Consider the following 26,559-nt stretch of genomic DNA (forward strand, 5'->3'; position numbering starts at 1 on the left):
CGGCTCTCTTCCTGCTGTCCCGTCAGCCCTCAACAGCATCAACGCAATGGAGCGATGAGCCATGAACAAGTTCTGGGGCCAGGGGTTCTCCGCCGACCTCGCGGTCACGGTCGACTTCTGCCCGATCACCTACACCGTCTCCGCCGGTGCCATCGATCTGGAGTTCAACGACGGCGACGACCTCACGATCACCCTGACCCCGGAGGGGCTGGACAACCTGATCGAGCGGGCGGTCGCCGCTCGCACCGAGTACCGGAGGCAGTCGACGGATGCCTGAGGTGTGCCGGACATCGTGGACAGTCTGCGGCCTGGCTCCGATCTGGCCGGAGGGTGCGGAGCGGGAGCGCTAGTCCGGCCACTGCGGGGCGCGCTTCTCCAGGAACGCGGCCATGCCCTCCCGTGCCGCAGGCAACTGGGAAGCGGCGGTCATCACCTCGATGGCCATCGCATAAGCGTCCGATTCCGGGCGGTCCAGCTGGGCGTAGATGGTCTGCTTGCCCAGCGCCTTGGAAGACACGCTGCCCCGCGTCGCGCGGTGCAGGAGGTTCTCGACCTCCACGTCCAGATCCGCGTCAGGCACCGCCCGGTTGATCAAGCCCCAGCTTTCGGCCGTCGAAGCATCGATGGCGTCACCGGTCAGCGCCAGTTCCATCAGACGTTTGCGGCCCACGTTCCTGGCCACCGGCACCGCGGGCGTGTGACAGAACCACCCGCCCTTCCCGCCGGGCAAAGCGAATCCCGCCGACGAAGCCGCCACAGCCAGGTCGCACGTAGCGACCAACTGACACCCGGCAGCGGTAGCCAACCCGTGCACGCGAGCGATCACCACCTGCGGTACCGACTCGATGGTCCGCATCAGCTCCGTGCACAGCCGCAACAACCCGCGCACGCCCAGCAGGTCCCGTCCGGCCACGTCGGCGAAGTCGTGGCCCGCGCTGAAGACCGGGCCGTTGGCCGCAAGGATGATACCCCGCGCGTCCGAGGTGCCGACCACGCAGAACGCGGCCAGGAGTTCGGCCAGGTGTTCGGCGGACAGGGCGTTGCGGCGGTCCGGGCGGTTCATCGTGATCCGGACCGTGTCCGCCTCGCGGGTGACCAGGATGTGCTGGTAGTCGGCCATACCCCGACCGTAGCGACCTACTGGCCGGAAGGCGCGCTCCCCGGCGGAACCGTCACGGTGATCTCCGCGCCGAGGCGGGCCCCGCGCAGGTCCAGGGTGTCGCCGCTCCAGAAGCGGCCCGGGTCGTAGGCGTTCGGGCGGTCACCGGCAGGCAGCAGGCCCATCGCCTCGTACGTGGTGGCGACGACCTCCGCGCAGTACGCGTTCTCCAGTTCGGCGGGGCGGGGTTTCTGCCAGCGCAGCCGGGGAACGCGGCCGCGGGCCCAGCGTGCGGCCAGTTTGGCCGTGGAAGGGAACGGGGTGCCGTCGAGGCGGGCGATGGTGCGCAGGATGGCGTCCTCCTGCTCCCGCGTCACCGGGTCCGCCAGTTGGCGCAGCCACGCGCGTTGGCCGTACCGGGTCGCCCAGACGACCACCGCGTCGTGCAGGTCGTGCAGCTGTACTCCGCGCTGGTGGGTGCCGCTCCACCGGTCGGGCAACGACCGTCCCAGTTCCGCGTGCCACATCAGCGGCGGCATGTCGTCCAGGACCACCGCCATGCCCACGTGGTTGACGGGTGCGTTGGTCAGCGTCTGGATCGCGCGGTCGGCGGGGGTGCGGCCGCGGAACAGCCACAGGTCGCCGGTGCGGGTCAGGTGGACGGCCTCGTCGAGCCCGATGGTCGCCATGACCGGAGACACTAACCTGGCCGGGTGCGACGTCTGTGGAAGTTCCTTGGCCTGGCGGGTGTGGTCGGCGTGGCGGCGACGGGTGTGGTGGTCGCTCGCGCGGAACGCCGCAGGCGGGCCTACACACCGGACGAGATCCGCGACCAGCTGCGGAAGCGGGTCCAGGGCGCGGAATAGCGAACGGCCCCGCGTCCGGGTGCGCGGGGCCGTTCGAGTTGGACCTGACCGGTGGTGGGTGGCGGATACCCTCGTCCCGCCACCCATGACCGGGCGCCTCCCTTACGGCAGGGTGTCCAGGTGCGGCGCCACCGTGTTGGCGAACGCGTACCCGTTGGAGGCGTCCCAGTTGATCGACCAGGTCATCGCGCCCCGGATGGCCGGGTAGGTCGTCGAGGGCTTGAACGAACCGCAGTTGCTGCCCTTGGCCAGGCAGTCCAGCGCGGCGTTGACGTTGGCCGGGCTCTGGTAGCCGCCGCCCGCGCCGGACGGCGAGGCGGGCAGGCCGAGGCCGACCTGGTCGGCGCGCAGGCCGCCCTGCAGCTGGATGCAGGCCAGCGCGGTCATGAAGTTGACCGTGCCCTGCGAGTACACGCCCTGGTCGCAGCCCAGCATCGTGCCGGAGTTGTAGTACTGCATGTTCCAGATGGTCAGGATGTCCTTGACCGCCAGCGCCAGCTGGAAGTACGGCTGCTGGGTGGACTGGCCGTCGATGGTCTGCGGGGCCATGGTGATGACCTTGCCGCCGTTGGCGTAGATCGTCCGCAGCGCCTGCGCCATGTAGGTCGGGCTGACGCCGTTCTCCAGGTCGATGTCGACGCCGTCGAAGCCGTAGTCGCGGATCAGCGTGGTCACGCTGTTGGCGAACGCGGACGCCGAGGCCGAGTCACCGGCCCAGATGGTGCCCTTCTCGCCGCCGACCGAGATGATGACCTTCTGGCCGCGTGCCTGCACGGTCTTGATGTCGGCCTTGAAGTCGGCCACGGTGTAGCCGCCGAGCTGGCTGGACAGGCCGGGGTCGAGGTTGAACTCCACCGCGCCGCGGGTGGCGCCCACCGCGTCGGCGAACGCGACCGCGATGATGTCGTAGGTGGCGGGCACCTGCGACAGCTTGAGGGCCTTGGCGCCGTTGTAGAAGTTCTGCCAGTAGCCGGTCAGCACGTGCTTGGGCAGCGGGCCGCCCGGGTTCTGCGGCGTGGTGGTGGTCGTCGTGGTGACCGGCGGCGTGGTCGTCGTCGTGGTGCTGTTCGGCGGCGTCGTCGTGGTCGTGGTGGTGCTGTTGGGCGGGATGGTGGTCGTGGTGGTGGTGGTCGGCGGGGTGCCGGGGCCGTCCAGGCTCACGTCGTCGGCCAGGTAGGCGGGCTGGCCGTACCAGCCGTGCGTGTAGATGGTGACCGAGCGGGTGTTCGCGCCGGTGGTGAAGCTGGTGGACAGCTGCACCCAGGAGCCGCCGCTGGGGTTCCAGGTGCTGACGTCGGTGGTGCCGGTGCCGGTCGCGCCCAGGTACACGTACGCGCCCTTGACCCAGGCGGACAGGGTGTACTTCGAGCTGGGGTTGACGGTGACGGTCTGCGAGCAGCGCGCGTTGTCGGAGCCCGCCGGTGCGGCGGTCAGGGCGTAGGTGCCGCCGTGCTTGTCACTGTTGGTGACGCTGCCGCCGCTGGTGCAGGTCCAGCCGGACAGCGCGCCGGACTCGAAGCCGGGGTTGGTGACCAGGTTGGCCGCCACCGCGTTGCCGGAGAACGCCAATACGAGACCGGCGGTCACGGTCAGGGCGGACAGCAGGGCGACGATCGCACGCTTCGCGTGGGACGTCATGGCTGCCTCCAAAGGGGCATGTGCAGGTGCAGGGTGATCGAGACCACCTCAAAATGGACTAGACCAATAGCCCCTGTCAACCCCCGCGTCGGCAAGCGGTTACCGGGTCGACGCGTGCCGTGTCCGGGTCGCGTCGCGGTGTCGTGCACAGCCCGTGTTCGTACCGCGTATGCCCGTTATCCGCCGGTGTACCGGTTCAGACCTTGCGCCGGTCCCGAATAGTCCACAAAGGACCTACCAGGAACCAGATGCCGACCACCCAGGCCAACCGGGGCAGCCAACCCGCCCAGAGCGCCTCGGTGCGTGCCGGTTCACCGACCACAAAGGACAATGTGAGCAGCACGACGACGGCGATCCCACATGCCACCAGGCACTTGCGCCACTCCCGCCACTCATGCCGCGCCCGCTCCGGCCCGCGCCTGGGCGGTCGCCACGGCTCCGGGCCGTCGGCGAACCGGTGCGCCACCCAGGCGTCCGCCTTCCGGATCATGCTCGGTCCGAACGCGACACTGAACCCGAGATAGGTCGCCCCCAGTCCGTGCGCGAACGCCGCCTCGGCGCCGCGGGCGATGTCCACCACCGCCGCGACCAGTAGGACCACGTCCAGCACCGGCGTCCCGGCCAGCAGCACGGTGCTGGTCCGGCGCAGTCTCAGCAGGTAGCGCGTGAGCAGGCCGCCGCCGAGCAGCACCCAGAAACCGATCTCGCAGGCGGCGATCAGCGTGACCATCGGATTGCCGAAGAATGTCCCCACGAACCCCAGCCTGACGCTCCTATCAGGCACGACGCGTCGGCGGGATGGCGCACGGCTGGTCATCACTTCGACGGACGCCGCGCGGCGGCGGGTGTGTTGTGATGGCCGGGTGGACGACCGGTGGCGGCTGTGGCGCAGGCCCGTGTGGCATACCGGGCTCAGCGTCGTTCTCGGCACCATCCTCATCCTGACCGACTTCCCGCTGGTCACCCGGGACGCCGTGCTGCCCGGCCCGGTCTGGGCGCGGCTGCCGGTGATCTACGCGCTGGCCGCGTTGCAGCTGCTGCGGGACCGCAGGCCGGTACTGGCATTGGTGCTGGGGTTGCCACTGGGCGGGCTCGACCTGGCCATGGGGCTCTCGTTGCCGGGGGCGCTGCTCCTCGGCGACCTCGTGTACTCGTCCGTGCTGCACGGCTCGCGTCGGGCCAGCCGGGTCATCCTGGGCGTCGCCCTCGGGTTCATGGCGGTCATGGCGCTGGTGTCGGTCGTCGAGGGCGACACGCTGCGCGAGTCGCTGCTGATCGTGCTGGGTCTGGTGCCGCTGCCGGTGATCCCGGTGTGGTGGGCGCTCAACGTCCGGCAGCAGCGCGAGGTCGCCGAGGCCGAGCGGGCGCGGGCCGACCAGCTCGCCCACATCGCCGAGCTGGACCGGGTCGCCGCCGTGCACGCCGAGCGCTCCAGCATGGCGCGCGACCTGCACGACGTGATCGCCGGGCATGTGTCCGCGATCGCCATCCAGACCGAGGCGCTGTTGACCATGCACCCGGACGCCGACCCGGAACGCACGCGATTGGTCCTCCGGTCCGTCCGGGACAACAGCCTCGCCTCCCTGCACGAGATGCGCGCGATGATCGGACTGCTTCGCTCCGACCGCCCCGACGGAATGATGGCGCCCGCCGGCCTGCGCGACCTGGACCGTCTGGTCGACTCGGCGCGCGCGGCGGGGGTGCATGTAGAGGTGAACGCGGTAGATGTCGCGGAACTACCTGCTGCGGTAGACCTGTCCGCGTATCGGATCGTGCAGGAGGCGTTGACCAACGCGCTCAAGCACGCGCCGGGCGCCCACGTCGGTGTCGAGCTGCGTCGATCGGGGGAGGTCCTGCTCATCGAGGTGATCAGCGACGCGCCCGCGGGACCGCCGAACCCGGCAGGCATCGGCCTGATCGGCATGGTCGAGCGCGCCGAGGCCATCGACGGCAAGCTGTCCGCGGGACCGTGCCCGCGCGGTTGGTGCGTGCGCGCCGAGCTGCCCCTGGAGGAACCGTGACGATCCGCGTGCTGCTGGCCGACGACCACGCCGCCATCCGCTCTGGCCTGGCGATGATCCTCGACGGCGCCCCGGACATCGAGGTCATCGCCGAGGCCGCCGACGGCGCGGCGGCCGTGCGCAAGGCGACCGCGCTGAAGCCGGACGTGGTGCTGATGGATGTCCGCATGCCGGAGATGGACGGGATCGCGGCCACGCGCGAGCTGGTCGGCGCCGGGGTGTGCCCGGTGCTGGTGCTCACGACCTTCGACATGGACTCCTATGTCTATGGTGCGTTGCGCGCCGGGGCGTCCGGGTTCCTGCTGAAGTCGGTGGACGCGCCGCGACTGACCGAGTCGGTGCGCGTCGTGGCGGCCGGGGACGCGGTGATCGAACCGAGCGTCACGCGCCGATTGATCCGAGCGTTCGCGGAGAACGAGCCGCGCACGCCGCCGCCCGAGCTGGAGCAATTGACCGACCGCGAGCGGGACGTATTGGTGTGCGTGGGGGAGGGGCTGTCGAACCAGCAGATCGCGCGGCGGCTGGGGATCGGGGAGGCGACGGTGAAGACGCATGTGTCGCGGGTGTTGACCAAACTTGATCTGAGGTCACGGGTGCAAGCCGCGGTGTTGGCCCAGGAAGTCGGGCTGACCTGATTCCCCGGACCACGGGGGCGCCTAGCCGCGTTCGTGAAGGAGTAGCTGGGTGTAGGCGGCGACGGACTGGGCGTCGGTGATCCGACCGTCGCGGATCATTGCCTCGAACTCGGCGCGGGTGAACCAGGCCGCGCGCATGTCCTGCTCCTCCAGCTCGCGCTCGGCCGCGCCCTCGACCAGGTCGGTGGCGAGGAAGACGTGCCCGCGCTGGCTCGACATGCCAGGGGCGACGTCAAGGCCGCCGATGCGGACGACCGCGCCCGCCCGCAGCCCGGTCTCCTCCCGCAGCTCACGCGCGGCCAGTTCGGTGGGTTCCAGCTCGGCCCGGTCGGGCGCGGTGCCCTGCGGGAACTCCCACCGGCGCTCGCCGAGCGAGTACCGGTACTGCTCGACCAACATCATCCGATCCCCGTCGAGGGCGATGACCAGCGCGTAGTCGGGCTTGTCCACCACGCCGTAGATGCCCGGACTGCCATCGGCCCGCTTGATCCGATCCTCCCGAACGGTCATCCACGCATTCGCGTACACCTGGGTCGAGTCAATGGTCTGCACGCCCCGATCCTGCCCGCCCTCGCCACCGGCTGTCGGACCAGGGACGTCGGTGCGATGTGCCCGCTGGACGAGGGGGTGGGCGGTGGGCGGATTCGAGCACCGTTAGCCTGCTCGGGTGCGTCTAGTGATCGCTCGCTGTCAGGTCGACTACGCCGGACGGCTCACCGCCCATCTCCCGATGGCCAACCGCCTGCTGCTCGTGAAGGCCGACGGCTCGCTCTCGGTGCACTCCGACGACCGGGCGTACAAGCCGCTCAACTGGATGACCCCGCCGTGCTGGCTCACCGAGGAGCCGGGCGTGTGGACCGTGCAGAACAAGGCGGGCGAGAAACTGGTCATCACGCTGGCGGAGGTCATGCACGACTCCGCGCACGAGCTCGGCCTCGAACCCGGCCTGGTCAAGGACGGCGTCGAGGCCCACCTCCAGGAACTCCTCGCCGAGCACATCACCACCCTCGGCGACGGCTACACCCTCGTCCGCCGCGAGTTCCCCACCGCCATCGGCCCGGTCGACATCATGTGCCGCGACGCGGGCGGCGCCTCCGTCGCCGTGGAGATCAAACGCCGCGGCGAGATCGACGGCGTCGAACAGCTCACCCGCTATCTCGAACTCCTCAACCGCGACCCCCTCCTCGCCCCCGTCCAGGGCGTCTTCGCGGCCCAGCTGATCAAACCCCAGGCCCGCGTCCTGGCCGAGGACCGCGGCATCCGCTGCGTGACCCTCGACTACAACGCCCTCCGCGGCATCGAATCCGACGAGTTCCGCCTCTTCTAGCCGTCCGATTGCACACCGGACCGCGAAAAGTCGACCGGGTTGTAGGCATGGGGCCGTGTTATTGATAAGTTGGCCTGCTACCGGACAAAAGGTGGACATCTCCGTCGATCGCTCGATCGGGTAAGAGATCGCCATCGTTCGGCGGATTGAGCGGCGTTCCCGCTACGCTGTACGATAGTCGGGCGGCTTTATCTTCGTCGCACCTGATTTCGTGCGAAAGGTGGTGCTTTCCCATGAAGCTGACAATGCTGAGCAAAGACCAGAACTCGGGCGGAAATGGTTGCCCCTCCGTGTATCTCGGTGACACCGGTGAATTGGTCGTACAGGGCGTCAGCGTGGATTCGGCGACACAGTCGGAATTGGTGAACGTGTTGCCAGGTGAAGGCGCAGTCCGGATTTCGGCAGAGGTGGTCCTGGACGCGGCCGACCGTTATCGGGAGCGTAGGGGATTCTAGGTGTCCGCCGTTTTCACTTCGTTGGATGATCCCGAGTTCAACCGGTTGTTCCGCGACTTCCGGTACACGGTGTTCCGCCTGGAGGCGTTGCAGCACTACCAGGTGAGCTACGAGAAGGACGAGTTCACCCGGTTCCGCGCGGGCGAGGCCAGGGGCGAGTTTCCCGGGATCGAGTCGTGGATCTCCGAGACCGTGGCGCCCGCGCGGCGGGCGGGCAAGCACATGCACCGGGTACACGTGGTTCGGGAGCCGCTCTCGGACTACGTGCGCTTCGAATGCGCCTGGGCCTACGAGCACACCGTGGCCGCGGGTGAGGATGTGCGGATCATCGCCGTGGGACCGGACTCACCATGGCCGGACGACCTGCCCCGGTCCGAGTTCTGGCTGTTCGACTCGTCGCTGCTGGTGAACATGGACTACGCGGAGGACGGGACGTTCCGCGCCGCCGAGATCATCGATGACGCGACCGCCGTGGTGCGGGCGAACCGGTGGCGCGACGCCGCGGTGCGGCTGGCCGTTCCGTACCGCCGGTTCGCCGACCGCTACGACCCGCTGTTCACCACGAAGACGAGCTGAGTCGGCGCGGAGCACGGTGTGCCCACCGAGGACCGAGACCAGGACGCTCACTCCGGCGAGGTGAGCAACACCAACACCGGGGACGCCGAGACCGCCATCCAGGTGGGCTCGGTGACCGGTGGGTTCCACGTGCACGGCACCGCCGCTGTCGGGTCCGTGCCGCGGCAGCTGCCGGGCCCGCCGGCGGGGTTTGTCGACCGCGAGGAAGCACTGCGGGTGCTCGACGAATGCCTTTCGCCCGCCGCGCCCATGGGCGTTGCCGCGATCATCGGGGCACCGGGAGCCGGGAAGACCGCGCTCGCACTGTTCTGGGCGCACGCGTGCCGGGCCCGGTTCCCCGGCGGGGACCTCTACATCGACATGCGCGGCTACGGTCCGAACACCCCGTTGACCGACGAACAGGCCCTCGATGTCTTCCTGCGGGCCCTCGGTGTCGCGCCGGAGGCGCTCCCGCGCCAGGTGGACGAGAAGGCCGCGCTCTACCGCTCCGCGCTCGCCGAGCGCAGGCTCCTGGTGGTCATCGACAACGCCGTCTCGGTACGGCAGGTCCGCAGGCTGTTACCGGGGGCGAGCGGATGTCTGGCGCTGGTGACCAGCCGTACCACCATGCCCGGCCTGGTGGCGAGGGAAGGAGCGAGACGGGTGAGCGTGGACGTGCTCTCCCCCGAGGACGCGGTGCGACTGCTCGCGGAGATCGTCGGCGACGACCGGATCGAGGCGGACGAGGAATCCGCGCGGCACATCGCGCGCTCATGCGGTCACCTCCCGCTGGCGTTGCGCATCGTGGCCGAGCGGGCCGCCGATCGACCGCACCTGCGCATGGCCGATCTCGCCGCCCAGCTGGTGGGCGAGCGTGACCGGCTGGACGCGCTCGCCCTCGCCGAGGACGAGCTGACCGACGTGCGCGCGGTGTTCTCCTGGTCCTACCGCGCGCTCGGCTCGGGGCAACAGGCCACGTTCCGCGCGCTCGGACTGCATCCCGGCTCGGGGTTCTCCGCTGCCTCCGTCGCCGCCTTGGTCGGCCTTGAGCCGGAGCAGGTCGCGGAACAGCTGCACGGTCTGGTCGCCGTCCACCTGCTCCAGGAGATCGGGCCGGACCGCTACCAGTTGCACGACCTGCTCCGCGCCTACTCGCGCGAGCGCTGTGAGCGAGAGGACGCCCAGCGCGCCCGGACGGAGTCGGTGCGCCGGGTGCTCGCCTGGTACCTGTGGGCCGCCGACGCCGGGCGGGTGGTGATCTTCCCCCATTCGCACGCGGTCGCCCTGCCGCCGCGGCCTGCGACGCCCATCCCGGAGTTCGGCACGCCCGCCGCGGCGACCGGCTGGTTCGAGGCCGAGCGGTTCACCCTGCTGGCCGCCATCGAGATGGCGATGGACCTCGGTCTCTACGACCTGGCTTGGAAGCTGCCGGTCGTGCTGGACGGCATGTTCGAGATCAGTGCCTACTGGAGCGACTGGCAGGCCATCCACCAGGTGGGCCTCGCCGCCGCGCGCGCCCTGCCGGAGCCGCTCGGGATGTCGGCCAACCTGCTCGGCCTCGGGGATTTCCATTGGCGGTTCGGCGAGTTCACCGCCGCGGTGCGGGCCTATGCCGAGTGCGGGGAGCTGGCCGAGCGGATCGGCCACCTCTGGCTGATCGGGTTCGCGGCCCGCGGGCTCGGCCTTGCCCACGAGGGCCTGGGCGATCTTGACCGGGCCATGGCGGACTACCGGAAGGCGTTGGCGGTGTTCGATGCGGGTGGGCTGCGCCGCGGCTCCGGCATGTCCTTGCTCAGCATGGGAAAGGTGTTCCGCGCGCTGGGCGAGCCGACCGAGGCAGTCGAGCACTGTGAGCGGGCGGTCGCGGTGTTCACCGAGATCGGCGACCGGTGGAGCCGGGCGTGGGGAGCCGTGCCGCTCACCCAGGTCTACCGGGACCTCGGCCGGTTCGACGAGGCCGTCGCCGCGGCCGGGGCGGCGCTGGCGATCTTCGACGAGTTCGCCGACCAGCGCAGCGTGGCGACCGTGCTGATGGAGCTGGGCGAGGTCCACGCGGCCGGTGGGGACCGGTCGGCGGCGCTGACCGCGTGGCGGTCGGCTGCCGAGCTGTTCGAGTCGCTCGGTGACCCCGGGGCGGCCGCCGTGCGCGACCGGATCACTCGGCTGGAGCCTGATGGTGGCTGAGTCCGTGGTCGTCGAGCTCGGCGGCGGTGATCTCCCTGAGCCGGGATCCTGACGGTCGGCGTACCGAAAAGCGATCGTTCGTGCGGTATGGCGGCGGCTAGTCTGCGGGCGTACGTGCCCACCCCGGGCCACCTGCATGGAGAGGCCCGCATGGCACTGCCGCTCGCCGCGTCGCCGCGGTTGTGGACGTCGGATTTCGGCTTGTATTTCACCGCGCGGATCGTGTCCATGGTGGGGGACGCGATGATGCCGGTGGCGATGTCGGTCGGGGTGCTCGGGCTCGGCTACGGCGTGAGCGGGGTCGGGTTCGCCATGGGCGCGTGGATGGGCGCGTTCGCGTTGTTCGTGGTGTTCGGTGGGGTGTTCGCGGATCGGTTTCACCCGTTGCCGCAGATGATCGGCGCGGATGCGGCGCGGTGTGTGTTGCAGGCCGGGCTCGCGGTGTATCTCTGGCTGGGGCATCCGTCGTTGTGGTTCATCGTGGTGGTGGCGGTGTTGACCGGGATCGGGACCGCGATGTTCCAGCCCGGTCTGACCAGTCTGGTGCCGCAGGTGGCCGCCGATCCGCAGCAGGCCAATGGGGTGTTGCGGGTCAGTCAGGGGATCGCCACGATGCTCGGGCCCGCGCTCGCCGGGTTCCTGGTCGCCACCACCTCGGCGGCGTGGGCGTTCGGGGTGGACGCGGCCACGTTCGGGGTGAGCGGGGTGTGTCTGATGCTGTTGCGTGTTCCCCGCTTCGAGACCGACCGCACCGCGTCGACGTGGGAGAACCTGCGGGCGGGGTGGTGGGAGTTCCGGTCCCGGTCCTGGTTGTGGGCGGTGATCCTGATCTGGTGGTTCCTCGGCGTCCTGGTCTGGGGGCCGCTCACCCCGCTGAGCGCGTCGTCGATCATCGACGCGCATGGCAAGGCCGCGTTCGGTTACGCGGAAGCCGCGTTCGGTGCGGGCAGTGTGCTCGGCGGGCTCATCGCCATCCGGCTGCGGCCCGCGCGGCCGCTGTTCGGCGGTGGTATCGCGATGTTCCTGTTCCCGCTCATGCCGTTGATGGCCGCGCTCGTCCCGGCCGTCCCGCTGATCTACCTGGGTTACGCCATCAGTGGCGTCGGTTGGGCCTTCTGGAGCGTGCAGTGGTCGACCACCGTGCAGACCCAGATCCCCGAGGACCGGCTGAACCGGGTCGCCGCCTACGAGGTCGCCGGTTCGATCCTCGCCGTGCCGTTCGGCCAGGCCATCGCGGGTCCGGCGAGTGTGTTGTTCGGCGTGCACCCGCTGCTCCTGGTCGCCGCCGGGACGAGCGTGGCGTGTGCCGCCGCGCTGGTCATCATCCCGCCCATCCGGCGGCTGACCCGGGTTTCCTAGCGATTTCCGGACGTGCGCCGGGAATGTGTACCTTTACCTGTGGCTTTGGTATTCTGGCGACAGCGGGCACAATAGCGGGAATCAGTCACCACATCGGGGCGACTGAGAAGATCCACTGCACGTGCATTTGCACGTGCAGTTTGGCGTGAGACTTATTCGGTTCGCCATCGGCGGAACTCGGCCGATCCTGTGCGCGGTCCGCTGTTCGATGGGAATATGGCAGCGGATGTAACGGGACGTCGGGTGTACGCGAACCTGGCACCATGGTGCGGTGTGAATCCGGGCCGTGTTCGACGCCGGGATCGACTACCTGCTGACGGGGGCGGTGGCCGTATGCACGTGCGGGACGAGAGCCGACGACATCGACCGGGCGCGACCGACGATCACCCGGGCGCCGGGTCGTCGACGCGGCCGAATGCAGTAGGGTCGGGCCCCGGAACTCGCCCGTCCGCCCGGTCCGGGTGGCCATCCGTGGAGAGGACTTCTTCGGTGTCTGCCCCCGTCTGGAGCCCGGTGTCATGAGGGGCGCCCATCTGGTGCGAACCGTGGTGTCGGTTTTCTACTGCCTGACCGCCGGATTGGTCGCGGTCGCGCTCGCGTTGCTCGCGCACGCCTGGTTCGGGTGGCGGGATTGGGTTTTTCCGATTTGCGCGGGCGTCGTGGTGGCGGTCGTGTTCGGACTGGCGGGCAGGCGATTCATCGACTGGTTGGTCCCCACTCCGCCGCGGTCATCCGCCGATGTCGGACTTCCGCTTCCGGGCGGACCGGTTGACCAACAGTCCCACGCCCCCGGTGGCCACACCGGTACCGGCCATCCAGCCCCACCATGGAATATCGCTTACAGCCACAATAACCACGACGGCTAGTGGTGCGACTCAGAACGTCGGCCGTGTATCGGCGGGTCCACGGCGGGGCTGGCGGGGCCGCCGGGGCGGCCTCGTACTGGATGTACTTGGTCGTTTCGGCGGTGCCGTCAGGCACGTCGTGGGCGGGTCGAGACATGGTCGACGTTCTGGGTCGCACCACTAGCACCGGCAGGGACATCCCGATGACGATCACGATTAATCGGGCCGTCCGCTTGCCCGTGGTCATGGTCCACCGGAGGAAGTCGAGGACCTCCCGGAGCGCGGTCCGCGCGGGTGCGGGCGCGGGTGCGCGCTCGTCCGGCGCGGCGGGCCGCGGCGGCGAGGTGTCAGCCTGGTCGCTCATCACTGACTCCTGATCAGAGCTGGCTATGCACGGGTCCTGGGGTCACGCGCCGGTGAGCCGGGCGAGCTCGGCCGCGACCAGCCGGGCACTGGCCGCGGCGGGCAGGGCCAGGTCGGCGAGCGCGTCGAAGGTGCCGATGTAGTCGGTGATCAGCGCCTTGTTGGGGTCGGTGTCGTCGCGCACCAGCGTGCTGTGCACCGGGTCGTCGATGAAGACGATGGTGTTCGACGGTTGCGTGTCGTCTCCCGCCTGGTCGAGGTCGAAGACGGCGAAGGACTCGCGCAGGCCCGCGTGCGCGCCCGCGGTGAACTCGACGACCCGGATCTCCACCCGGTCCGCGGTGACCAGGTCGTCGAGGTGTCGCAGCTGGTCGGCCAGCACCCCGGGGCCGCCCACCTGCCTGCGCAGCGCCACCTCGTCCAGGATCACGGTGTAGCGGGGCGACCGGTCGCCGTGCAGCAGCTGCCTGCGTCGCTGCCGGGCCTTGATCAACCGTTCCGCGTCGTCGTCGGTGGTGTTGGTGAGCGCGCGCAGGCCGCGGGCGTAGTCGTCGGTCTGCAGCAGGCCGGGCAGCAGCGTGTTGCTGACCTGGCGGATTCGCGTCGCCGCCCCCTCCAGCGACAACAATGTCCAGAAATGCGGTTGCATCAGGCCCTTGAACTCGCTTTGCCAGGACGGCCCCCGACTGTCCTTGGCCAGCGCGACCAGAACGCGCACCTCGTCTTCGTCGATTATCCGGTATTCGCTCAGCAGGGCCCGCACATCGGAGGTGGAGAACCGCACCGACCCGTTCTCCATCCGGATCACCTTGCTCAGCGACCAGTCCATCGCGTCGGCTGCCTGCTTCTGGGTGAGGCCGCGCGCGCCCCGCAGCCTGCGCAGCGCCGCGCCGAGGCGCAACCGCTGGACGGCAGGGTCGGGCTGGTCTGCCACGGCAGCCTCCGAGCTGGGGAAGTGGGAGTCGACATGTGTCACGCTACGCCCGCCCGCGATTCGCCATATCGCGGGACGACATGTGGCTTCAACGTATCACGTGGACACCGGGTTCCCGCTCGGTCGTGCGGCGTACCCGGTCCGTGCCGGACCGCACGGTCGTTATCGCCGGTGTGCGCGAACATCGCCACCCGGCCGGCGGATTGATGCCGCCCGCGCGCCCGGAATACTTGATGCGCCGTTTGTTCGGGCCAGCCTGGAGGATTCATGTCGACCGTGGCGACCGTCTGGCGCAAAAGCACCCGCAGCGACACCGTGCTCAATTGTGTGGAGCTGACCTGGACCGTACGCGGTCTGGCCGTGCGGGATTCGAAGAATCCTGGACAGATAATGGACATATCCGCGCGGTCCGTGTCCGGCTTTCTCGCCTTCGCCGCGGCGGGCGGCCGGGCGCGCCCGGCGGACTGACCGCGCCGCGATCCGGACAATGCCCCCGATCCGCCGGATCGCGACGAAACGTTCACCGATCGCCCGGTGACCATCCGGGACGTGCGAGGCGCGTGGCCGAGTTCGTCATGCGCCCACCCGTTCGTGGGTGGATGCTGTGCCGGTGATCACTGCGAGGTGAACGGCGGGTGAGGACATGCACCTTCTGGCGGGCGCCGATCTCCGGTTGGACGCGGCGCCGATCGACTACATCCTGTTGGCCATCTACTTCGTCATGGTGTTGGGAATCGGCGCGCTGGCCCGCCGGTCGGTGTCGAGCAGTCTCGACTTCTTCCTGTCCGGCCGGTCCCTGCCCGCCTGGGTGACCGGCCTGGCGTTCATCTCCGCGAACCTCGGCGCGGTCGAGATCTTCGGGATGACCGCCAACGGCGCCGCCTACGGGCTGCCGACCATGCACTACTACTGGATCGGCGCCATCCCGGCGATGGTGTTCCTCGGCCTGGTGATGATGCCGTTCTACTACGGCTCCAAGGTCCGCAGCGTGCCCGAGTTCCTGCTGCGCCGGTTCGGCTCGTTCGCGCACCTGGTCAACGGGCTCAGCTTCGCCGCCGCCCAGGTGCTGATCGCCGGGGTGAACCTGTTCGCCCTGGCCACCGTGGTCAACCTGCTGCTGGGCTGGCCGCTGTGGCTGAGCGTGGTGGTGGCCGCGGCGATCGTGCTGGCCTACACCTCGCTGGGCGGGCTGTCCGCGGCGGTCTACAACGAGGTGATGCAGTTCTTCGTGATCGTGGCGATGCTGCTGCCGCTCACCTTCGTCGGTCTGCACAAGGTCGGCGGCTGGCAGGGCCTGGTCGACAAGATCACCGCGGCCGACCCGGCGGGCGCTGCCGCGCAGCTGTCGTCGTGGCCGGGCACCAACATCACCGGCATCGGCAACGCCACGCTGTCCGTGCTGGGCATCGTGTTCGGGCTCGGGTTCGTGCTCTCCTTCGGCTACTGGACCACGAACTTCGCCGAGGTGCAGCGGGCCATGTCGGCCAAGAGCATGTCCGCTGCCCGGCGCACGCCGCTGATCGGCGCCTACCCGAAGACCTTCATCGCGCTGATCATCATCATCCCGGGGATGATCGCCGCCGTGCTGGTCCCGGAGCTGGCGGCGGCCAAGGCGGGCGTGCAGAACGGCGTCACCTACAACAACGCCATCCTGCTGCTGATCCGCGACCTGCTGCCCAACGGCATGCTCGGCATCGCGATCACCGGGCTGCTGGCCGCGTTCATGGCGGGCATGGCCGCCAACGTCAGCTCGTTCAACACCGTGTTCACCTACGACATCTGGCAGGCCTACATCCGCAAGGACAAGCCGGACGACTACTACCTGCGGGTCGGCAGGCTGGTGACGGTGGTCGGCTGCCTGGTGGCGATCGGCACCGCGTTCATCGCCAGCAGCTTCAACAACATCATGGATTACCTGCAGACGCTGTTCGGCTTCTTCAACGCGCCGCTGTTCGCCACATTCATCCTCGGCATGTTCTGGAAGCGGATGACCCCGCTGGCCGGTGGGCTCGGCCTGATCGCGGGCACCGGCACGGCGATCACCGTCGACGTGCTCAACCGCCAGCACGTGCTGAACCTGGCCGGGCAGGGCGCCAGCTTCGTCGCCGCCAGCGCCGCGTTCGTGGTGGACATCGTGCTCAGCGTGGCGGTCTCACTGGCCACCCGGCCCAAGCCGGACAGCGAACTGGTCGGCCTGGTGTGGTCGCTCACCCCGCGCGACCGGCTGCGGCACGACGACACCGGGGAGAACGCGGGCTGGTACCGCAAACCGGCCGTGCTCGCGGGCGGCGTGCTCGCGGTGACCCTGGTCCTCAACATCGTGTTCTGGTGAGGTGGTCTCGATGAGCGAGCCGACGAAGCGCGCGGGCCTGTTCGACCTGCGCGGTGTGCTGGCCGTGCTGTTCGCCGTGTACGGGCTGGTGCTGACCGTGATGGGCATCGCCGCCACGTCCCAGGCGGACCTGGACAAGGCGGGCGGGATCAACGTCAACCTGTGGATGGGCATCGGCATGCTGGTCGTGGCGGTGCTGTTCGCACTCTGGGTGCGGCTGCGACCGCTCACCGTGCCCGAGCGGCCGGAGTCGGCGGAGCAGTAGCGGGGATCGGCCACCGCGCGCCCGGCCGAGTGGTTACCGTTTGGCCGTGCGCGCGCGACGACTGATGGCGGCCTGCCTGGCCGCGGCCCTGCTGGCGGGCTGCGGCGTGGACCAGGCCAAGTGGACCTCCCCGCGGAGCACGGTGCCCGCCGGGTCCGGCCTGGGCGGGACGACCAGCGGCGCGCCCGCCCCGGTCGGCGAGGTCTTCGCCTGGGAGAACCTGCGCCGCGTCGACCCGTGCGGCCTGATGGACGACGCCGCGCTGACCCCGCTGGGCAAGCCCGCCGAGAGCCGCCTGCGGGACTACTCACAGTGCTCCAACTACATGAAGGACACCCAGGGCAAGGAGCTCAACCTGACCCTGTCCATCGGCGAGAGCACGCCGGTCAAACCCGAGGGCGGCAAGACGGTCGGTGGGCTGCCGCTGGCCCAGTCCGAGTTGGACGACCACACGGCGTGCTTCGTCACCGCGGTCACCGACGACGTCGCGAACCGGGGCATCACCGTGCAGTCCGGCGCCAGCGACCCCGGGGACCTGTGCACCCCGGCGCGGAAGCTGCTGGAATCCGCGGTCGACCGGGTCAAACGCGACGCGCCCAAACTCGACCTGGCCAAGAACACCCTGGTCGACGAGGACCCGTGCACCCTGTTCTCCTCGACCGTCCTGTCCACAGTCGTCGGCGACGCGCCCCGGCAGCGTGCCTCCGGCCTGCACACCTGCGTCTGGAACGGCGACGGCGTGGCGTTCACCCTGGGCTTCCGGCTCGGCACCAAGCCGGACGACCTCGCCGATGTCGCCAAGACGACACCGGTCAACCTGGGCAACGGCGTCACCGCGCAGCAGAAGCTGGAGAACACCTCGGGGGTGCGGTGCCGGGTGGAGTGGTCACACGTGTCCCTGCCGGGCGACGGCGAACGGGGCGAGGTGGTGAGTCTCGACTTCAGCCGGTACGACTCGAAGTCGGGCGAGGACGCCTGCGACAAGACCCAGGTTGTCGCCAAGGCCCTCATTCCCCGCCTGCCCAAGTCGTAGCGCTTCCCGGCCCGACGGGTACTGGTCGTTCGGGGGCGGGCGGGTGTAGGAACGGAGGCGGTCCCCGACGCTGGAGGCGTGATGAAGAAGATCATCAATGAGCCCGCCGACGTGGTGGTGGAGGCGTTGCGCGGGCTGGGGCTCGCGCACGCGGACCTCCTCCGGGTCGGGTTCGACCCGGAGGTGGTGGTCCGGGTGGACGCGCCCCGGCCGGGCAAGGTGGCCGTGGTGTCCGGGGGTGGGTCCGGGCATGAGCCGTTGCACGGTGGGTTCGTCGGCCGCGGCATGCTCGACGCGGCCTGTCCCGGGGCGGTGTTCACCTCGCCGACGCCCGACCAGATCCAGGCCGCTGTGTCCCAAGTAGATGGTGGCGCGGGCGTCCTGCTGCTGGTCAAGAACTACACCGGCGACATCCTCAACTTCGAGACCGCCGCCGAGCTCCTCGCCGCCGAGGGCGTGGACGTACGCACCGTCGTCATCGACGACGATGTCGCGGTCCAGGACTCCCTCTACACCGCGGGCCGACGCGGGGTCGGCGGCACGGTGCTGGTGGAGAAGATCGTCGGCGCGGCGGCCGAGGAAGGCGCCGGTCTGGACGTCTGTGAACGACTGGCCCGGGTGGTGGTGGCGAACACCCGCTCCATGGGTATGGCGTTGACCGCGCCGACCGTGCCGCACGTGGGCGACCCGAGCTTCACACTCGGCGCGGACGAGATGGAGGTGGGTATCGGCATCCACGGCGAACCCGGCCGCCGCCGCGAACCACTCGCGGACGCCACCGGCATCGTCGCGGGCCTGCTCGACCCAATCCTGTCGGACCTGCCCTTCACTGTCGAAGACCGTATTCTGTTGTTCACCAATTCGATGGGCGGCACCCCCTTGCTGGAGTTGTACTTGGCCCATGGTATCGCCGAGGAAGCCTTGGCACGCAAGGGAATTCGCGTAGAGCGAAAGCTGGTCGGCCCGTACGTCACCAGCCTGGAGATGCAGGGCATGAGCCTCACCCTGCTCCGCCTCGACGACGAGCTCGTGCGCCTCTGGGATGCCCCGGTACACACACCCGCCCTCCGGTGGGGCGCGTGACCATGCCCTGCGACGCGAAGTCCGTGGCCGCCGCCGTCCTGTCCGCCGCCGACACAATTACCGCCCACCGCGACGAACTGGTCCGCCTCGACCAGGCCGTCGGCGACGGAGACCATGGCGAGAACCTCAACCGCGGCTTCGGTTTCGTCCGTGCCGCACTGGAAAAGTCCATACCGGACACCCCAGGCGCCGTCCTCAAACTCGTCGCCACCACTCTCATCGCCAAGGTCGGCGGCGCTGCGGGCCCTCTCTACGGCACCGCTTTCCTGCGCGCCGCCACCGCTCTCGGCGACGCCTCCGAGCTGACCGCCGACTTGTTGGTGGCGGCTCTCCGCGCGGCGTTGTCGGGTGTCGTCGCCCGAGGCAAGGCCGAACCCGGCGACAAGACCATGGTCGACGCGTTGACGCCCGCCGCCGATGCCACCGGCACCACGATCGCGGACATCCTCACCGCGGCCGCTGCCGCCGCCCAAGCGGGCGCCGACTCGACCGTGCCACTGGTCGCGCGCAAGGGCCGTGCGTCCTACCTGGGCGAACGCAGCGCGGGCCACCTGGACCCCGGCGCCCGCTCGACCGCGTTGCTACTGAACGCTTTCGCGAAGGCGGCGAACACATGAGGGTCGGTCTGGTCGTGGTCTCACACAGCGCGAAACTCGCGGAGGGCGTCGCCGAACTGGCCGCGCAGATGGCCCCCGATGTGGTGATCGTTCCCGCTGGTGGCCTGGACGGCACCCTCGGCACCGACTACGACGCCGTCACCACCGCGATCTCCAGCGCCCAGCGCGGCGCGGGCGTCGCCCTTCTCTACGACCTGGGTTCCGCGAAGATGACCGCCGACCTGGCCGTCGAGACTCTCGGTGATCCGAGCACAGCCGCTGTCGTTGATGCGCCGTTGGTGGAGGGCGCGGTTGCTGCTGCTGTGGCTGCGCAGGCGGGTGGGTCGTTGGACTATGTCATCTCTGCGGCCGCGTCGGCACTCGCGCTTGAGGTCGACGATGGGGAGCTGAACGGCACGGAGTTCGTTCTCACCAACGAGCTGGGTCTGCATGCTCGCCCGGCCAGTGCGGTGGTCCGTGCTCTCACTGGTCTCGATGCGGACGTCGCGGTGACGTATGCGGGGAAAACGGCGGACGCCCGCAGCGTTCTCAACCTTCTCGCGCTAGGTGTACCTGCCGGCGGCCGCATACAGGTAGCTGCCACTGGCCCGGATGCTCCCGAGGCGCTGAACCGGATAGCCAACTTGATAGCCCGCGACTTCTCCTAGTGGTGCGACTCAGAACGTTGGTCGTGTATCGGCGGGTCCACGGCGTGTCGGGCGGTGCCGCCGGGACGGGTCTTTCTGTTCGGCGGATGCGTTGGTCGCACTTCCATCCTGCCGCCGAAAGACCCGTCCCCTCGTCTCAGCCCCTGCCGGCTGTCACCAACGTCATGACCCGCAACAACTAGCCGTGCACGGGACGGTGAGTTGTCCACAGGGGCGGCGGTTCATCCCCAGCCTGCGGTCGGGGCTATTGACAGCGCCCAAGATCGCTTAGCGTCTCTCTTGTCGGCCCGCCCCCTGGTAGGGCGGGGCCTACCTGCTGTGCGGCCAATGGGGGGATGGGCGGGGGCTGGCCTGCTGCTGTACCACCAATGGCGGGACGGTTCTTGGCCTTGTCGTGTGGTCGATCGCGGGTGCGACGCAGAGGATCTTGCCGGATCGATTGAGTGGTGCAGTTCACCTCATCCCCATCCGCACCCATGGCATCATCGACCAGAAGTTACCGGCAGGTAGCAATCTTGGGAGGTTGCCGTGGGTCGGGAGTTCGCCACCGTCGGGGTCGTCGGGTTGGGCACGATGGGGGCCGGGATCGTCGAGGTGTTGGCGCGGAACGGGGTGCGGGTCGTCGCGGTTGAGGTCGATCGGGCGGGTGTCGAGCGTGGGCGGGGGCATGTCGAGCAGTCCACTGCCAGGGCGGTTGTCAAGGGGAAGCTCGACCACGCGGCGCGGGTGGACTTGCTCAGGCGGGTCGACTACACCACGGAGTTAGGCGATCTCGCACCAGTGGACCTGGTGATCGAGGCAGTGCCGGAGTCGCTGGATCTCAAGGTCCGGGTGTTCGCCGAGGTCGATCGGATCGTGCGGCCGGATGTCGTTCTCGCGTCCAACACGTCGTCGCTCTCGGTCACCAGGATCGGTGTCCACACGGGACGGCCGGGGAAGGTCGTCGGGCTGCATTTCTTCAATCCGGCGCCGGTGTTGCGGCTGGTCGAAGTGGTGCGCACGGTGGTGACCGAGCCCGAGGTGATCGCCGACGTGACCGCGTTCACCCGGAAGTTGGGCAAGGAACCGGTGGTGATCGGCGACCGCGCCGGGTTCATCGCCAACGCGCTGCTGTTCGGCTATCTCAACCACGCCGTGGCCATGTACGAGTCGAGGTATGCCAGCCGTGAGGATCTCGACGCGGCGATGCGGTTCGGCTGCGGATATCCGATGGGCCCGCTCGCGCTGCTCGACCTCATCGGGCTCGACACCGCGTACGAGATCCTGGAGACGATGTACGCGCAGTCCCGCAACCGTTTGCACGCGCCGGTTCCGTTGCTCAAGCAGATGATCACCGCCGGGCTCCTCGGCCGCAAGACCGGTCGCGGCTTCTACACCTACGACGGCCCCGACTCGCCCACCGTCATCCCCGACGCGCACACACCCGCCCCGGTCGAAGTCGCCCGAACGGTTCGTGACATCCGCCGTGTGGGTGTCATCGGTACCGGTGTGATGGCCACCGGCATCGTGGAAGTCCTGGCCCGCAACGGTTTCGACACGATCCTGCGCGCGCGTACCACCGGCAAGGCCTGCGCTGCCAAGGACAAGGTCCGCAAGTCCCTGGAACGGCAGGTGGCCAGGAATCGACTGTCCGAAGAGGACAAAGAAGCCACGCTCGCCAGGATCGCCCCGGTGGTCGACTTCGCCGGGTTGGCCGATTGTGACCTGGTGATCGAGGCCGTCGCCGAAGACCTCCGGATCAAACGGGACGTTTTCGCCGCCCTGGACAAGGCCGTCAAGCCCGGCGCCATCCTCGCCACCACGACCTCCTCCCTCCCCGTCATCGAATGCGCCGCCGCCACCACGCGCCCGGGAGACGTCCTGGGCCTGCATTTCTTCAACCCGGCCCAGATCATGAAACTCGTCGAGATCGTCGACACCATCGCCACGACACCGGACGCCGTCGCCACCGCGCACGCACTCTGCGAACGGCTCGGCAAGCACCCCGTGCACTGCGGCGACCGCGCGGGTTTCATCGTCAACGCGCTGCTGTTCCCCTACCTGAACGACGCCGTGAAGATGCTGGAGGCCCACTACGCGGAAGCCGACGACATCGACACCGCCATGAAGGTCGGCTGCGGCCTCCCCATGGGCCCTTTCGAACTGCTCGACGTCGTCGGCCTGGACGTGTCCCTGGCCATCGAGCGGACCCTCTACGACGAGTTCCACGAGTCCGGCTACGCGCCCGCCCCGCTGCTGGAGCACCTGGTCATGGCCGGGCGGCTCGGCCGCAAAACCGGGCAGGGCTTCCGCGACCACGACCGCTGACCGCACAATGGACACGTGCCGACCTACGAGTTCCGCTGCCGCGAATGCGGCGACACCTATGACGTCAACCGGCCGATGAGCGAGGCGAGTGATCCCGCGCCGTGCCCGGCGGGCCACGCGGACACGGTCAAGCTGCTCACCATGGCCGGTCTCGCGGGCAGCTCCACCCCACCCGCGAGCGGGGGCGGGGGCTGCTGCGGCGGCGGTTGCTGCGGCTGACCAGGCCGACCGAGCCGATCAAGACCGACCGAGACCGGCCGAATCTGACCGAGAGAGCGCCCGCGGGTCGGTGAACCGACCCGCGGGCTCACCGGATCAGGGAGTGATGGTCTGCCGCGGGTCGCGCTCGATCACGTCCGCCAGCGCGGCGTCGATCGCGGCCAGCAGGTCGTCCTCCAGCTTCACGCCCGCCGCCTTGACGTTCTCGTGCACCTGCTCCGGCCGGGACGCGCCGATGATCGCCGAGGCCACGTTCGGGTTCTGCAGCACCCACGCCACCGCCAGCTGGGCCTGGCTGAGGCCGGCCTGCTCGGCCAGCGGCTTGAGCGCCTGCACCGCGGTCAGCACGTCGTCGCGCAGCCAGCGGGAGATCATGTTCTTGCCGCCGGACTCGTCGGTCGCCCGGGAGCCCGCGGGCGGCGCGGCACCCGGCTGGTACTTGCCGGTCAGCACGCCCTGGGCGATCGGCGACCAGACGATCTGCGAGACGCCCTCGCGCTCCGAGGCCGGGACCACCTGCTCCTCGATGACCCGCCACAGCATCGAGTACTGCGGCTGGTTCGAGATGAACGGGACGTTCAGGTCCCGGGCCAGGGCGGCGCCGCGGGTGATCTGCTCGCCGGTCCACTCGGACACGCCGATGTAGAGGACCTTGCCCTGCCGGACCAGGTCGGCGAACGCCAGCATGGTCTCCTCCAGCGGCACCGTCCGGTCGTAGCGGTGCGCCTGGTAGAGGTCCAGGTAGTCGGTGCCCAGCCGCTGCAACGAGGCGTTGGCGGACTCGATGATGTGCTTGCGGCCGAGCCCCTGGTCGTTCGGCCCCTTCGGCCCGGTCGGCCAGAAGACCTTGGTGAACAGCTCGTAGCCCGCGCGCCGCTGCCCCTTCAGCGCGCGGCCGAGCACGGACTCCGCGGCGGTGTTGGCGTAGACGTCCGCGGTGTCGAAGGTGGTGATGCCCGCGTCCAGGGCAGCCTTGACGCAGGCCTGGGCGGCGTCCTCCTCGACCTGTGAGCCGTGGGTGAGCCAGTTGCCGTACGAGATCTCAGAGACGTTCAGGCCGCTGCGGCCGAGGCGACGAAACTCCATGCCGCCAATCTACTTCGCGACGCTAAGGAACGCGTCAGGCGACCGTGTCACCGGGGGAGACGCGCGGCTTGGGGATGCGCAGCTTGCGCAGCTGGGTGGCCCGCACGAACGAGTACCAGCCGATGGACGCGCCGCGCACGGTCTCCTTGGGGAACTTGGCCCGCACCTTGCGCAGGATCCGGCGCCCGTTGAGCACCGCCTCGGCCACCATCACCACCAGCATGACCAGGCAGATCAGGGTGGCGTAGTACTGCACCATCGGCGACTGGGCCAGCAGCGAGACGAACACCACGATGGCCAGCGGCATGAACAGGCCGAGCAGGTTGCGCCGCGAGTCGACCAGGTCGCGCACGTACGCCTTGACCGGGCCGCGGTCGCGCGGCATCAGGTACCGGTCGTCGCCCTCGGCCATCCGGCGGCGCTGCTCGACCCGCTGCTCCCGGCGCTGCGCGGAGAGCTCCTTGCGCTCCTCCTTGCTGCCCCGGGCGCGGCGCATGGCCTCGCGCGTGGTCTTCGGCGGCGGGGCGACCGGGCCGCGCTTGCGCCCCTCGGCCTCCCGGCGCTTCGGGGTGGGCCTGCCCTTGCCGGGGGTGTGTCCCTTCGGCACCGACTCGCCAACGGTCACGGCGTCGTCGTCCACCTGCTCATCGGTGGTGTCGGCTGAGTTGCGGCGAAGGAACCTCACACGCACCAGCGTAGGACAAGGCTCCGGCTCGCTACGCTGCGCCCGTGCGAGTCGTCATCGCCCCGGACTGCTTCGGCGGGACGCTGACCGCCGCGGCGGCCGCCGACGCCATCGCCGCGGGCTGGTCGCGCGGCGCGCCTGCGGCCCGGCTGACCACGTGTCCGCTGGCCGACGGCGGTCCCGGCTTCGTCGACGTCCTGCACGCCGCGCTGGGCGGCAACCTGCGCCTGACCAGCGTCACCGGCCCGCTCGGCGACCCGGTGGACGCCCGCTGGCTGGTCCACGACGACGTCGCCTACCTGGAGAGCGCCGAGGCCATCGGCCTGCACCTGGTTCCCCCGGACGAGCGAACCATGGCCTGCGAGACCGCCACCACCCAGGGCGTCGGCGAGCTGATCATGGCCGCCCGGGACGCAGGCGTGGCGACCATCGTCGTCGGGCTGGGCGGATCGGCCACCACCGACGGCGGCCGGGGCGCCCTGCATGTCCTGGAGGGCCCGCTGCCCAGGCTGGTCATGGCCGCGGACGTGGCCAACCCGCTGCTCGGCCCGCACGGCGCCGCGGCCACGTTCGGCCCGCAGAAGGGCGCCGACCCCGCCGCCGTCGACCGGCTGGCGGGCAGGCTCACCGCCTGGGCCGACGAGGTCGCCGCCAGGTGCGGCCACGACCCGCGCGACGAACCCGGCGCCGGGGCGGCGGGCGGCCTGGGGTTCGCCCTGCTCGCCCTGGGCGCGGGCACCGTCGGTGGGGCAGAGGTGGTGCGCGTCGCGACGGGCCTGGACGACGCCGTCGCCCGCGCCGACCTGGTCGTCACCGGCGAGGGCAGCTTCGACTGGCAGTCGCTGCGCGGCAAGCTCGTCACCGCCGTCGCCGCGGCCGCCGCCGACCGCGGCCTGCCCTGCGTGGTGCTGGCCGGGCAGGTGTCGGTCGGCCGCAGACAGGCGGCCTCGATCGGGATCGCCGAGGCGCACGCCGTGGCCGAGCACGCAGGCTCGGTCGAGACAGCCCTGGCCGACCCCGCGGGCACGCTGGCCGACCTGGCCGAACACGTCGCCCGCCAGTGGTGAGGCGCGCGGCACCCTGCCGGACCGACGGGCATCTGTGTCACCATGGGCGGGTACGGAACAGACTCCGCGCGCTCGGCGTTGTAGCGGGCGAGAGCCTGTGTAGGACCTTTCCTAGGGAGAACGATGACGACCGCTCAGGAGACGGGCGCCGAGTCGGCGACCCACGGTGTGGAGCTGTCCGACGCCGCCGCTGCCAAGGCGAAGGCCCTGCTCGAACAGGAGGGCCGCGACGACATGCACCTGCGCATCGCCGTCCAGCCCGGTGGTTGCGCGGGCCTGCGCTACCAGCTGTTCTTCGACGAGCGCAGCCTGGACGGCGACCTGTTCCGCGACTTCGGCGGCCTCAAGGTCGCGGTCGACCGGATGAGCGCGCCGTACGTCCAGGGCGCCACCATCGACTTCGTGGACACGATCGAGAAGTCCGGCTTCACGATCGACAACCCGAACGCGGGCGGCAGCTGCGCCTGCGGCGACTCCTTCCACTGAGTCGCCCGGCGCGCCCGGCGCCCCGTGAACATCGGAAAGGGGCCGTGACCACTCAGGTCGCGGCCCCTTTCCGATGTTCACGGCAGACTGTGCTCACACGTATGCGTCGAGATCGGCCACCTGGGCCTGGCAGCTGTCCGACACCGACCAGCGCGCGGCTACCCTCGGCCGGGGCAACACCGGGCGGCGCTCGGTCAGCGCGGTCGGGATGTCGGCGCAGTCCGCGATAAGTTCGTCCAGGGTGTCCGGTTCCTCAGGGGTCATTCGCCGGACAGTAAGCGGCTGAATGGGAACTTCCCAGCCATACCCCACGGTAGTGTTGAACAGTGACCTGACGCCACCCGGACGGGTGGCGGGATTCGCCATGACCGCGCCGAGCCCGCGTTCGACGTCGATCGGCGTCGCCGGGCGGACAGACAGGGAGGGCCACGTGCCCGTTGCCGTCACCGGG

General features: G+C 69.8%; 28 protein-coding genes. 19 read left to right on the forward strand and 9 right to left on the reverse strand.

The features are described 5' to 3' along the window. The first annotated feature begins 61 nt into the window (after positions 1–61). Positions 62–277 carry a hypothetical protein gene (locus C503_RS0128760; RefSeq protein ID WP_018685682.1) on the forward strand — a complete coding sequence of 72 codons (216 nt, stop codon included), beginning with the start codon at positions 62–64 and terminating at the stop codon, positions 275–277. 69 nt (positions 278–346) lie between these two features. Here the strand turns inward: C503_RS0128760 and C503_RS0128765 are convergent, their stop codons facing one another. Both C503_RS0128765 and C503_RS0128770 read right to left on the reverse strand, forming a co-directional pair. Further along, positions 347–1,120: an enoyl-CoA hydratase-related protein gene (locus tag C503_RS0128765; protein ID WP_018685683.1), complete on the reverse strand. Its 774-nt coding sequence runs from the start codon at positions 1,118–1,120 to the stop codon at positions 347–349. A 17-nt stretch (positions 1,121–1,137) separates the two neighbouring features. Further along, on the reverse strand, positions 1,138–1,788 hold the full coding sequence (locus C503_RS0128770) for a hypothetical protein (protein WP_018685684.1): 651 nt from the start codon (positions 1,786–1,788) through the stop codon (positions 1,138–1,140). Positions 1,789–1,812: 24 nt separating this feature from the next. Here C503_RS0128770 and C503_RS46985 point away from each other — a divergent pair, with 24 nt between their 5' ends. Continuing rightward, complete coding sequence (locus C503_RS46985; protein WP_018685685.1) at positions 1,813–1,965, forward strand: hypothetical protein; 153 nt, start codon at positions 1,813–1,815, stop codon at positions 1,963–1,965. Positions 1,966–2,067: 102 nt separating this feature from the next. Here C503_RS46985 and C503_RS0128780 read toward each other — a convergent pair whose 3' ends face one another. Together C503_RS0128780 and C503_RS0128785 are read right to left on the reverse strand one after the other, a co-directional pair. After that, positions 2,068–3,603, reverse strand: coding sequence for a chitinase (locus C503_RS0128780; RefSeq protein ID WP_018685686.1), 1,536 nt, complete (start codon positions 3,601–3,603; stop codon positions 2,068–2,070). 196 nt (positions 3,604–3,799) lie between these two features. Next, entirely contained in the window at positions 3,800–4,357 is a 558-nt protein-coding gene (locus C503_RS0128785) for a hypothetical protein (RefSeq protein ID WP_018685687.1), read from the reverse strand. A gap of 109 nt (positions 4,358–4,466) precedes the next feature. Between C503_RS0128785 and C503_RS41265 the strand changes: the two genes are divergently transcribed. Further along, the gene (locus C503_RS41265) at positions 4,467–5,624 is read left to right on the forward strand and encodes a sensor histidine kinase (protein WP_018685688.1); all 1,158 of its coding nucleotides are present in this window, start codon (positions 4,467–4,469) and stop codon (positions 5,622–5,624) included. Then, positions 5,621–6,259, forward strand: a complete 639-nt coding sequence (locus C503_RS0128795; RefSeq protein ID WP_018685689.1) for a response regulator — start codon at positions 5,621–5,623, stop codon at positions 6,257–6,259. Before C503_RS41265 ends, C503_RS0128795 begins: the two co-directional genes overlap by 4 nt. 21 nt (positions 6,260–6,280) lie before the next feature. Here C503_RS0128795 and C503_RS0128800 read toward each other — a convergent pair whose 3' ends face one another. Then, positions 6,281–6,769 carry an NUDIX domain-containing protein gene (locus tag C503_RS0128800; RefSeq protein ID WP_425393539.1) on the reverse strand — a complete coding sequence of 163 codons (489 nt, stop codon included), beginning with the start codon at positions 6,767–6,769 and terminating at the stop codon, positions 6,281–6,283. A gap of 157 nt (positions 6,770–6,926) precedes the next feature. Here C503_RS0128800 and nucS point away from each other — a divergent pair, with 157 nt between their 5' ends. From nucS to C503_RS0128820, 4 genes are all read left to right on the forward strand, one after another. Beyond that, positions 6,927–7,586 (forward strand): endonuclease NucS, encoded by a 660-nt coding sequence (gene nucS, locus C503_RS0128805; RefSeq protein WP_033401162.1) that lies wholly within the window; start codon positions 6,927–6,929, stop codon positions 7,584–7,586. A gap of 455 nt (positions 7,587–8,041) precedes the next feature. Then, positions 8,042–8,617, forward strand: a complete 576-nt coding sequence (locus tag C503_RS0128810; RefSeq protein WP_018685692.1) for a DUF6879 family protein — start codon at positions 8,042–8,044, stop codon at positions 8,615–8,617. Between the two features lie 18 nt (positions 8,618–8,635). Beyond that, on the forward strand, positions 8,636–10,780 hold the full coding sequence (locus tag C503_RS0128815; RefSeq protein WP_018685693.1) for an ATP-binding protein: 2,145 nt from the start codon (positions 8,636–8,638) through the stop codon (positions 10,778–10,780). Positions 10,781–10,930: 150 nt separating this feature from the next. Beyond that, entirely contained in the window at positions 10,931–12,139 is a 1,209-nt protein-coding gene (locus tag C503_RS0128820; RefSeq protein ID WP_018685694.1) for an MFS transporter, read from the forward strand. 1,251 nt (positions 12,140–13,390) lie between these two features. On the opposite strand, the gene C503_RS41270 is transcribed toward C503_RS0128820, so the two are convergent. Next, positions 13,391–14,281 carry a helix-turn-helix domain-containing protein gene (locus C503_RS41270; RefSeq protein WP_018685696.1) on the reverse strand — a complete coding sequence of 297 codons (891 nt, stop codon included), beginning with the start codon at positions 14,279–14,281 and terminating at the stop codon, positions 13,391–13,393. Between the two features lie 267 nt (positions 14,282–14,548). Between C503_RS41270 and C503_RS0128840 the strand changes: the two genes are divergently transcribed. The 9 genes from C503_RS0128840 (at position 14,549) to C503_RS0128880 (ending at position 22,784) form a co-directional block, all read left to right on the forward strand. Next, complete coding sequence (locus tag C503_RS0128840) at positions 14,549–14,749, forward strand: DUF397 domain-containing protein (RefSeq protein ID WP_018685697.1); 201 nt, start codon at positions 14,549–14,551, stop codon at positions 14,747–14,749. A 175-nt stretch (positions 14,750–14,924) separates the two neighbouring features. Then, on the forward strand, positions 14,925–16,613 hold the full coding sequence (locus tag C503_RS0128845) for a sodium:solute symporter family protein (protein WP_018685698.1): 1,689 nt from the start codon (positions 14,925–14,927) through the stop codon (positions 16,611–16,613). A gap of 10 nt (positions 16,614–16,623) precedes the next feature. Continuing rightward, positions 16,624–16,878, forward strand: coding sequence for a hypothetical protein (locus tag C503_RS0128850; protein WP_018685699.1), 255 nt, complete (start codon positions 16,624–16,626; stop codon positions 16,876–16,878). Between the two features lie 46 nt (positions 16,879–16,924). Further along, positions 16,925–17,911 carry a DUF3558 family protein gene (locus C503_RS0128855; protein ID WP_156893593.1) on the forward strand — a complete coding sequence of 329 codons (987 nt, stop codon included), beginning with the start codon at positions 16,925–16,927 and terminating at the stop codon, positions 17,909–17,911. A gap of 81 nt (positions 17,912–17,992) precedes the next feature. Beyond that, positions 17,993–18,994 carry a dihydroxyacetone kinase subunit DhaK gene (dhaK, locus tag C503_RS0128860; RefSeq protein WP_018685701.1) on the forward strand — a complete coding sequence of 334 codons (1,002 nt, stop codon included), beginning with the start codon at positions 17,993–17,995 and terminating at the stop codon, positions 18,992–18,994. 2 nt (positions 18,995–18,996) lie between these two features. Further along, positions 18,997–19,611, forward strand: coding sequence for a dihydroxyacetone kinase subunit DhaL (gene dhaL / locus C503_RS0128865; protein WP_026316799.1), 615 nt, complete (start codon positions 18,997–18,999; stop codon positions 19,609–19,611). Continuing rightward, positions 19,608–20,258 carry a dihydroxyacetone kinase phosphoryl donor subunit DhaM gene (dhaM, locus tag C503_RS0128870; protein WP_018685703.1) on the forward strand — a complete coding sequence of 217 codons (651 nt, stop codon included), beginning with the start codon at positions 19,608–19,610 and terminating at the stop codon, positions 20,256–20,258. The genes dhaL and dhaM overlap by 4 nt, the downstream gene beginning before the upstream one ends. 528 nt (positions 20,259–20,786) lie before the next feature. Further along, positions 20,787–22,565 (forward strand): 3-hydroxyacyl-CoA dehydrogenase family protein, encoded by a 1,779-nt coding sequence (locus C503_RS0128875; RefSeq protein WP_018685704.1) that lies wholly within the window; start codon positions 20,787–20,789, stop codon positions 22,563–22,565. A 15-nt stretch (positions 22,566–22,580) separates the two neighbouring features. Then, a complete protein-coding gene (locus C503_RS0128880; RefSeq protein ID WP_018685705.1) occupies positions 22,581–22,784 on the forward strand; it encodes an FmdB family zinc ribbon protein in 204 nt (67 codons plus the stop codon). Positions 22,785–22,880: 96 nt separating this feature from the next. On the opposite strand, the gene C503_RS0128885 is transcribed toward C503_RS0128880, so the two are convergent. Together C503_RS0128885 and C503_RS0128890 are read right to left on the reverse strand one after the other, a co-directional pair. Next, positions 22,881–23,870 (reverse strand): aldo/keto reductase family protein, encoded by a 990-nt coding sequence (locus tag C503_RS0128885; RefSeq protein WP_018685706.1) that lies wholly within the window; start codon positions 23,868–23,870, stop codon positions 22,881–22,883. A gap of 34 nt (positions 23,871–23,904) precedes the next feature. Beyond that, the gene (locus C503_RS0128890; RefSeq protein ID WP_018685707.1) at positions 23,905–24,555 is read right to left on the reverse strand and encodes a DUF3043 domain-containing protein; all 651 of its coding nucleotides are present in this window, start codon (positions 24,553–24,555) and stop codon (positions 23,905–23,907) included. 44 nt (positions 24,556–24,599) lie between these two features. Between C503_RS0128890 and C503_RS0128895 the strand changes: the two genes are divergently transcribed. Both C503_RS0128895 and C503_RS0128900 read left to right on the forward strand, forming a co-directional pair. Further along, on the forward strand, positions 24,600–25,622 hold the full coding sequence (locus C503_RS0128895; protein WP_018685708.1) for a glycerate kinase family protein: 1,023 nt from the start codon (positions 24,600–24,602) through the stop codon (positions 25,620–25,622). 123 nt (positions 25,623–25,745) lie between these two features. Further along, positions 25,746–26,108 carry a HesB/IscA family protein gene (locus C503_RS0128900; RefSeq protein ID WP_018685709.1) on the forward strand — a complete coding sequence of 121 codons (363 nt, stop codon included), beginning with the start codon at positions 25,746–25,748 and terminating at the stop codon, positions 26,106–26,108. Positions 26,109–26,201: 93 nt separating this feature from the next. Here the strand turns inward: C503_RS0128900 and C503_RS46995 are convergent, their stop codons facing one another. After that, the gene (locus C503_RS46995; protein WP_018685710.1) at positions 26,202–26,372 is read right to left on the reverse strand and encodes a hypothetical protein; all 171 of its coding nucleotides are present in this window, start codon (positions 26,370–26,372) and stop codon (positions 26,202–26,204) included. Between the last annotated feature and the right edge of the window lie 187 nt (positions 26,373–26,559).

Source organism: Actinokineospora enzanensis DSM 44649 (assembly GCF_000374445.1).
In the GTDB taxonomy this organism is placed as follows: domain Bacteria; phylum Actinomycetota; class Actinomycetes; order Mycobacteriales; family Pseudonocardiaceae; genus Actinokineospora; species Actinokineospora enzanensis.